Source organism: Myroides odoratus (assembly GCF_001549985.1).
Classification (GTDB): domain Bacteria; phylum Bacteroidota; class Bacteroidia; order Flavobacteriales; family Flavobacteriaceae; genus Flavobacterium; species Flavobacterium odoratum_A.
In genome coordinates this window covers 247,718-255,899 of the sequence record NZ_LROZ01000004.1, presented here as the reverse complement: position 1 = coordinate 255,899, position 8,182 = coordinate 247,718, and the positions used below count along the sequence as shown (strand labels likewise).

The 8,182-nt window shown below is 37.2% G+C and carries 6 protein-coding genes; 2 read left to right on the top strand and 4 right to left on the bottom strand.

All coding sequences use genetic code 11. The annotated features are described in order from the left end of the window. Positions 1 to 75: 75 nt before the first annotated feature. On the bottom strand, positions 76 to 2,661 hold the full coding sequence (locus AWV75_RS06850) for a DUF7507 domain-containing protein (RefSeq protein ID WP_082711047.1): 2,586 nt from the start codon (positions 2,659 to 2,661) through the stop codon (positions 76 to 78). A gap of 9 nt (positions 2,662 to 2,670) precedes the next feature. Next, positions 2,671 to 3,912 (bottom strand): hypothetical protein, encoded by a 1,242-nt coding sequence (locus tag AWV75_RS06845; RefSeq protein WP_060873682.1) that lies wholly within the window; start codon positions 3,910 to 3,912, stop codon positions 2,671 to 2,673. 737 nt (positions 3,913 to 4,649) lie between these two features. Between AWV75_RS06845 and AWV75_RS06840 the strand changes: the two genes are divergently transcribed. Both AWV75_RS06840 and AWV75_RS06835 read left to right on the top strand, forming a co-directional pair. Beyond that, positions 4,650 to 5,204, top strand: a complete 555-nt coding sequence (locus AWV75_RS06840; protein WP_060873670.1) for a Crp/Fnr family transcriptional regulator — start codon at positions 4,650 to 4,652, stop codon at positions 5,202 to 5,204. A 68-nt stretch (positions 5,205 to 5,272) separates the two neighbouring features. Then, complete coding sequence (locus AWV75_RS06835) at positions 5,273 to 6,502, top strand: MFS transporter (RefSeq protein ID WP_060873669.1); 1,230 nt, start codon at positions 5,273 to 5,275, stop codon at positions 6,500 to 6,502. Between the two features lie 374 nt (positions 6,503 to 6,876). On the opposite strand, the gene AWV75_RS06830 is transcribed toward AWV75_RS06835, so the two are convergent. After that, a complete protein-coding gene (locus AWV75_RS06830; RefSeq protein WP_060873668.1) occupies positions 6,877 to 7,236 on the bottom strand; it encodes a four helix bundle protein in 360 nt (119 codons plus the stop codon). Positions 7,237 to 7,377: 141 nt separating this feature from the next. Beyond that, positions 7,378 to 8,142, bottom strand: a complete 765-nt coding sequence (locus AWV75_RS06825) for a class I SAM-dependent methyltransferase (protein ID WP_060873667.1) — start codon at positions 8,140 to 8,142, stop codon at positions 7,378 to 7,380. Between the last annotated feature and the right edge of the window lie 40 nt (positions 8,143 to 8,182).

Genomic DNA, 8,182 nt, shown 5'->3' with positions numbered 1-8,182 from the left:
CTCTGTTGCAAGGCCCTTACCCCAATATTCCTATGCGAAGTAGTATGTTATAGCTTGTATTTTCTCATTATTATTTTACTTTTTTAACCTTTGGCGAATCATCGGATTTGTAATCAATACATTAGTACCAACCAATGAAACAAACGTATGTTCCTTGCGATTGGGGTCATAACCTACATCGGTCGGAGTCAGTAAGACCGCAGGTCTAGATTTTTCCTCTAGGGGATGATTACTTCCCTCTTCTATTCCTTTAACTTCAGCTTGATTATAAACTCCTTTATTATCAAGATCCAATTGTGTAATCACATAGGTTTGGTTATAGGTCCATACTTCATTTACATCCAAGAAATCATCTTCATTCATACTCTTTTCGGGTACAGCGGTAATGACCCCTCCTAGCAGGAAATCGGTCAACACTAAATTCGTTAACTTAGTTTCTCCTGTATTGGTTAATTTGAAGGTATAGGTAATTGTCTCTCCAACTTGAGGACTTCCATTATTGTTTGCATCTCTAAACACGCCATGCTTGATTAACTTAAGTCCTGCAAGGGTATAAATAACCTCTTGATTTTTTTTGATATTATTACACGGTGTACTTAATCCATTATTTTCACATTCATAATGCGCATCAGTAGGCGGAATCGCTGGATTAGGGTTCGTCGCATCGGGATCATAAATATCATCTGGGCGCAAGATTGTTGCTTCTACTTTAACAGGTCCTACTACTGGGTTGATTGCTTTAAGCTGGATGGTGTAAATTACTTCACAAGCAACAGGTAAATCTAACTGAGAGGTATAAGATTGATTCACTGCATCATACACAATACTCACGCGCTCTGTACCACAAGTATTTCCAAAAAACTGTGCTTGAAGAGGTTCAAATCCCGAGGGAATATCAAACGTAAATTCCGCACCTGCTGCTGCTGCTGGTCCATTATTTTTAACCTTTACGACATAAGTAATAGTGTCATTTTTACGCACAACTGTTTGATCTGAAGTAACAGCAACGATTTCTAAATCAGCCACTTTCATCTCCACCTCTACTGTATCTAAAAAAGTTCCACCTTCAATAAAAGCCCAAGTATCCATGAATTTATTGTAACCAAAAACTGGAGCTCCCATAACATTATTCCCTTCTCCCCATCGATGCCCATTAATTCTACTTGAAGTTCCTGCAGGATTAACAAAATGACTCGCATTGATTGGATGCGATCGACCGATTACATTTGAACCCGTGCTTTGATCAATTAAAGTATCATCCCAATACACTCGGTCTGAACGTACTGTTTGAAAATCTTCAGATAGAAGTTCAATAATCATCCCGTTTTTATTGTAGGTAAAGGGAGGTATCATGAAATGCGTCTCCTGTCGAGGACACTTTAATGTTAGCTGTATGTCTACTTGTTTTGCCGTTACAAAATGCCCAGTTCCATCTTTTCCATCCCAATAAATTTGATTTTCACCTGACGTCGTCGTTCCGCTTAGTATACGCTGGGGAAATGGATGTAATGTTCCCGATTTCGGTTTAATCACAATTTCATAATCGTTTCTTCCATGATTATGAAATTTAACATACCCTCCTTTACTTCCTATTTTATTAGGCGTCCCATCTGCACCAACAACAGTAACTACTGTATTAGGATCTGGTGCCCGCTGTTCTGATTCCTTCAACCAAGTGTCCTGTCCCGTCTGTGCCCATCTAGCTTTAGTAGGCATATTTTTATCGGGTAGATTGTAAAAAATTTTGGCTGTAGAAATAAATTCTGTATCGGGTAAATTCGGATTGTGATGCCTTCTATCAACCTCTGCTGTAGTAGAAAATCTTGGCCAACTTAAATATGAAGGTACATTTGATTGCCCATCTTTACTGATTCCAATATTATTCACCCAAAGCCAAAATCCACTTCCCATCATATCATTGGTTTGTACATTATAGAGATATCCCGCATGCGTTAACATTTTAAACTTGAAATCAATTAAATAAGACAATGTTCCTGAATACTGCCCCCCATCTACAACAAGGTTTAGGGTATTCATATATGTACGCCCATTCACCCAATTCCAACTGGAACCTACCTTTCTAGCAACCGAAACATCCCAGGCAACAACATTCCCTGTTAAATTCGGTTGATTGGCAATAGGCTTTGGAGGCCACTGATTAGCAGGAGTATGCTGATAAACTTGTGGAGGAGTTGCATCAGGATTATAGTATCCATGAAAATCTACCTTATAAATTCCTGCTCCTCCAACAGGAACTGTATAATAAACAGGTAAATATCGATTGTCACCTGCCGCTTGGTCAGGAAGTCTAGGTCCTGCTAATTCAGCGGTTCGATTGGGAATTGTACCACTCTGTCCACTCAAAGGAAGTACAATTTGAACGCCATCCGGTGCGTATAAAAAAATCTTTCTTGTCCCATTCTGTTGTACATCCGAAGCAATCGCAATTTGCTCCCCTTCTTCTGCGTAAACAAAATGCGTTCCGTAATTATAATAAGAATAATTTATTGTACTCAGATGCAACCGTATCCCTTTTGCATTTAGAGGATACAAATCTTTAGACCCTTCAGCCCAGGAATTACTCAAGCCCAACAAGAAATACAACAAAAAGGCCATTAATACCCATCTCTCCTTTCCTATATTATATTTACTATGTAGCATATTTATCACTTATTTAATTACAAATACAATATTCATATAGGAACTCACATCTGCTCCTGCTCGTACCGTATAATTCAACTTTCCATCTGCCGTAATCGATAAATTTTCAAATACATTCTCATCATAGTACGTGATATAGTAGTATAATTCATTCTTTTCAAACACAGTAATATCTGCGGGTGCTCCAGTACTACCAACAAGTCCTCCACTATAGGATATTGGTGTTGTACCAGCTGGTCCATGTGAAATCGGATAAGGTATAGCATTGGCAGAGGTTGCAGAACCTCCTGTAAATTGATTGACATAATCTTGGTACAAATCACGTGTGGAAGTACCTGTAATAGAAGTATCAAAAATAACAGCTGGCATGTAAAAGAAATTAGGTATTACCTTTGCTTGATCTTTCCATATTGGTTTTTTATCTCCTCCAGTTATCAAGATTTGATTGCTTTCTGCATCTGCTAAATCAATCGGTTGGATCGTTCCATCTTTAATATGAGCACTTGTTACTTTATTGTTGTTCAACGATAAGATAAGGGATTTTAATACCGCTTGCTCCGCTTCTACTCCTAAAGTTCCATCTACAGTAACCCCAATTACCCCATCTGTCACTAATGATTTACCACTGTTTTGAATGACCGTTGTTAAGTCAATGAGTCTTTTTTCAATTCCTCGATCAACTTCTTTTAAAACATAAAAATTGTTGTTTTCATAAACTACATTGCCATAAACTTCTTTTAACTCGTTGATGATGTTGGTGATAAACTCCTCCTCACTAGTTAGCTGTGTAATGAACTCTTGGTTTTGAGTCAATGCTGTAACAAACACGTCATTCTTGGCAATATCTTGAATAGCTAAATAGACGCTATGATTTTTAGTATCTGTAATAATTAAAGATTCTTCATCTGCTTTTAATGGATTAGCTCCTATGGTAAATGTATTATTCTTGCGGTCATTTACTACGTCTCCCGTTAACAACCTCACCCAAGCATTTGATTTCCAATAATAAAAACCTGATTCAATTGTATTGTTTCCAATATGGTAAACCAATAAGCTCTCCACTCTTTCCCCAACTATAGGTGAGTAATCTTGTAGTGTTTCGAGCTCCACTCTAGGAAACAATACTCCCTTGTCAGATGAAACCACGTCCAATTGAGCTGAACTCGCTGCCGTTCTCGTTCCTATTCCCGTCTGAGCCATTGCTGAACTACTAACCATCAGTACAACAAGTGGAATTAATCTTCTTATCATATTCTTTTCTTTTTTGTGAAACAATTAATATTACTTTTTACCTATTCATTTTAATTATCAAAATAGAATAAACAAATCTCAATATTTTAAACAAAAAATTAAACAATATAACAATATTTAACCTATATTGATTAAAAAATAAACATAAAATAAAAAAACAAAGGAATTAGAAATAATACAACAATTTGCACAAAATTAGTAGTAGGAAACGAAAAAACGCTCTGTTTAAAGTTTATACTTTGACACTTTTCTCTCACATCACAATAGAAGAATCTCAATTTGTATGGACTAAAAATTTAACAAATATGCGTTTTCAGCTCGCCTAAAGAGATTTTATAACATAAAATGAATTTCATTTTTTAACAAAAGAACAACAAGAACAAAAAAATGTTAATTATGAGCCATTAAAAAATAGAAAACAACCCAATTCTTTCTTAGTAACCCCTTCTTTTGAAAATATACAGCTTCTTTATATGCTTGAATACTTGGAAAATCGATTGCATTGATTGTGCTCATACTTTTTTTGAAAAAGGAAGTAGTTTAAACCGCTAGAGACAATGGATATAACTGAGAAAGGAGTGGGTTTTTCAAAGGATTTTAGCTTACAAACAAAATCATATTTTACAAAAACTCAAAGCATAAACTACCTAAATTGAGTACATTTACAGCTAATTGTAAACCGTAAACCGTAAACCGTAAACTGTAAACTGTAAACCGTAAACTGTAAACCGCTCCCCATGCAATCACTTCTTACCCATCTCTCTGAAAAATATACTATTGATGCAACTGCTTTAACGGTCTTGCTTTCCAAAATGGAGCACATTACATTTGACAACAAGCAAACCATTTTAGACCATACCAACAACAAATCCACCTTTTATATTCTTTCCAAAGGCATTTGGAGAGCCTATAAAGTAGTCGATGGAGATGAAAACACGCTGTGGTTTGAGCGCTATAGCGATGTGATTTACAGTGAAATTGCTCCAAATTACAGTCTTGAATCTGTTGGAGAAAGCGAAGCCTATCGCATGGATAAAAAGGACTTAGATGAACTTTGTTTAACTTCTCATGCCATCTCCAACTTAATTCGCATCTTGATTGAAAAATTCTATTTCGACGTCACACGCATCTCGGTTGATCTATCCCATCAATTGGCAAAAGAACGCTATCTCTCAATTTTAGAAAATGACCCTGAACTTTTTCAACTTGTTCCTCAAAAATACATCGCCTCTTTCTTGGGATTAACTCCCCAATCCTTAAGTCGACTACGCAGAAAAATTTTGGATAAATAACCGAAGTTACCAAATGGTAACGTAGCTCTAGGGATAAACTTTTATTCTTGCAAAAAAAAAGTTTTACCATGACGCAGGTTTATGATGTACAGCATTGGAAACAGAAATTTATTTTAATTTGGACAGGGCAAACCTTTTCCATCTTAACGAGTTCAATTGCCCAATTTGCTCTTGTGCTTTGGATTGGAATGGAAACAGGATCTGCTAAAGTACTAGCTTATGCTACGATTGCAGGATTATTACCCCAAATTCTTTTAGGCCCATTTGCCGGAGTATTTGTAGATCGTTGGAACAAAAAAATAACCATGATTGCTTCAGATAGTTTTGTAGCTATTTGTTCTGCACTAATTGCTTTGCTTTTTTACTTGAATCTACTCGAACTTTGGTCAATATATCTACTCTTGGCACTTCGTTCAATTGGAGGTGCCTTCCATTCTCCAGCGATGAAGTCAACGGTACCTATGCTCGCACCAAAAGACCAATTGGTTCGCGTTGCGGGTGTTAATGAAGTCATACAATCCATTTCGTTCATTAGTGGCCCAGCATTGGGAGCTTTCTTACTTTTACACTACAACATGACCCTCGTCATGCTATTAGACGTGGTAGGTGCTTTTATTGCCTGTATCATGTTGTTATTTGTTTCCTTTCCTAAAACTAAAAAAGGAAAGGAAACTACAGCAACCGTCTATAAAGATATGATAGAAGGCGGTCGCGTTATTCTAAAAAATAAGCCCATGTCTTGGTTGCTATTTTCTGAAATTATTGCGCGATTCTTCATCTTTCCCGTTATAGCTGTTACACCTCTGGTTACCTTAAATTATTATAAAGGAACGCCTTATCAAGTGAGTTTGGTTGAAATATTATTTGGAGTTGGATTGTTATTAGGCGGTGGTTTACTCGCCGTCCTTAATCAGCGTTTTAGAAAAATATCGCTGGCCATCGTGGGGTATATTATTCTTGGACTTGCCCTTTTGGTGTGTGGTTCACTTGCCCCGCATTTGTTTATTGTATATGCCGTACTCACCGTTTTTCAAGGTATTGCAGTTCCACTTTATGAAGGTTCAATTACAGCCTTGATTCAAACGCAATTCGAATCGCAATACTTAGGTAGAATCTTTGGTTTAATTGGTAGTATTTGTCAAATACCTGCTATCATAGGGCTCTTATTTACCGCAGAATTAGCCGATCAATTTGGAGTTCAAAATGTATATGTAGCTGGTGGTATTGCCTTGTGCTTCTGCGCGGTATTAGTGGGGAGTATTAAACGCGTTCGACAACTGGAGGGGAATAGTAAATGATGAGGTGGTGAGGTGGTGAGAGGGTGTGGTGGTGAGATGATGAGGCGGTGAGATTGGTGAGGTGGTGAGAAGGTGTGGTGGTGAGGTGGTGTGGTGGTGTGGTGGTGAGGCGGTGAGGCGATGAGATTGGTGTGGTGGTGAGGTGGTGAGGCGATGAGATTGGTGTGGTGGTGAGGTGGTGTGGTGGTGAGGTGGTGTGGTGGTGAGGCGGTGAGGCGGTGAGACGATGTGAAAGTGAAATAGGCACTATCTCAGCACTATCTCTTAAAGTCTGCAAATTCCTAAAAATAAAATTAGGGTTAGGTTTTAATTTAAAAAACCTAACCCCTTTCTTGTTATAATCTAGAAATTTATAAGATAATGAGACTAAAAAACTATTCCTTCATGTTTTTTTGTAAACCGTGAAGTTGATTTGTGATACATTCTAATTTTTCACTTAGATCAAGATATTCTTCTTCTGTAATTAAATTTAAATCCAAGCATAGTATTAAAAAATTAATTACTTCGATGGCAGAGGAATATGAGATGTTTAATATGCGTTTTTTCTCTTTAGTCGATAATCTAGACATCCCTTCCGCAATATTTGCTGTAACACTTGCCATAGCTCGTCTTAATTGAGAAACTAAACCAAATTTTTCTTCAGAAGGAAATTTCCTTGTAAGTAAATAAATATCTTTCGTTGCATTTCTAGCGTTTTGCCAAACGGTTAATTTTTCAAAGTAATACGTATACATGGAATATATTGAGGTTAAAAGTCTTTGCCCCAATCAAATTATATACCAAGATTTTGTTTTTTATGTCTCACCCTCTCACCCTCTCACCTTCTCACCGTCTCACCAATCTCACCACCACACCTTCTCACCAATCTCACCACCTCACCCTTTCCCTATATACAACAAGGTATCATATCGAAATATTACTTTTCCATCTTCCTGATATTTAGCAAAAAGTTCTGTTATTGCTTCCATGACTTGCTCGTAATTTGCATCTCCTTCTTTCGGTGCATAAGAGGATGACTTCAATCGTCCTTTTAGTTCTTCTAGGTCAAAAACTTGTTGGTTATACAACATCTCTGTTTGCAAAATACGCGGAGCTAAAAAGGAACGAATATTTTCGAGATCAATATTTCGATGGGTGACTTTCTTATACTCTGGAATTAAATCAAGCATTAACTGTTCATAATCTTGTTGCAGTGGATCAAGTTTACTGCGTTCATTCCAAGCAAGTACAACAACTCCTGTGGGTTTCAAGATTCGATTAAATTCTATTTGTGTCTGCTCGAAATCAAACCAATGATACGCTTGTCCACAAAAAATCAAATCAATAGATTGCGTAGCCAAGTTGGTTTGCTCTGCGGTCCCCTCCAGTGCTTTAAAGTTCTTAGCACCTTGGAAGAACACCTGACTGGCTTCTCTCATTTCTTTATTGGGTTCCACCCCATAAACAATAGCATCTGCTTCAATAAAACGCTGAGATGAAAACCCTGTTCCACTGCCAATATCTGCAACAACAAATTGAGAAGTGAAGCCAACCTCCTTTTCCAATTGGTCAATCATCTCTACTGGATAAGTTGGTCTATAACGAACGTAATCGGCTACGCGATCTGAAAATCGCATCGTATTTGATTTTTGGGTATGCATTACAACAAGTATTTAAATGGATATCTTATAAAGATACGAC

What these genes read in the sequence shown, in the direction of transcription:
- AWV75_RS06840 (WP_060873670.1), top strand. Translation starts at nt 4,650, where the DNA reads ATGCAATCACTTCTTACCCATCTCTCTGAAAAATATACTATTGATGCA.
- AWV75_RS06850 (WP_082711047.1), bottom strand. Translation starts at nt 2,661, where the DNA reads ATGCTACATAGTAAATATAATATAGGAAAGGAGAGATGGGTATTAATG.
- AWV75_RS06845 (WP_060873682.1), bottom strand. Translation starts at nt 3,912, where the DNA reads ATGATAAGAAGATTAATTCCACTTGTTGTACTGATGGTTAGTAGTTCA.
- AWV75_RS06835 (WP_060873669.1), top strand. Translation starts at nt 5,273, where the DNA reads ATGACGCAGGTTTATGATGTACAGCATTGGAAACAGAAATTTATTTTA.
- AWV75_RS06825 (WP_060873667.1), bottom strand. Translation starts at nt 8,142, where the DNA reads ATGCATACCCAAAAATCAAATACGATGCGATTTTCAGATCGCGTAGCC.
- AWV75_RS06830 (WP_060873668.1), bottom strand. Translation starts at nt 7,236, where the DNA reads ATGTATACGTATTACTTTGAAAAATTAACCGTTTGGCAAAACGCTAGA.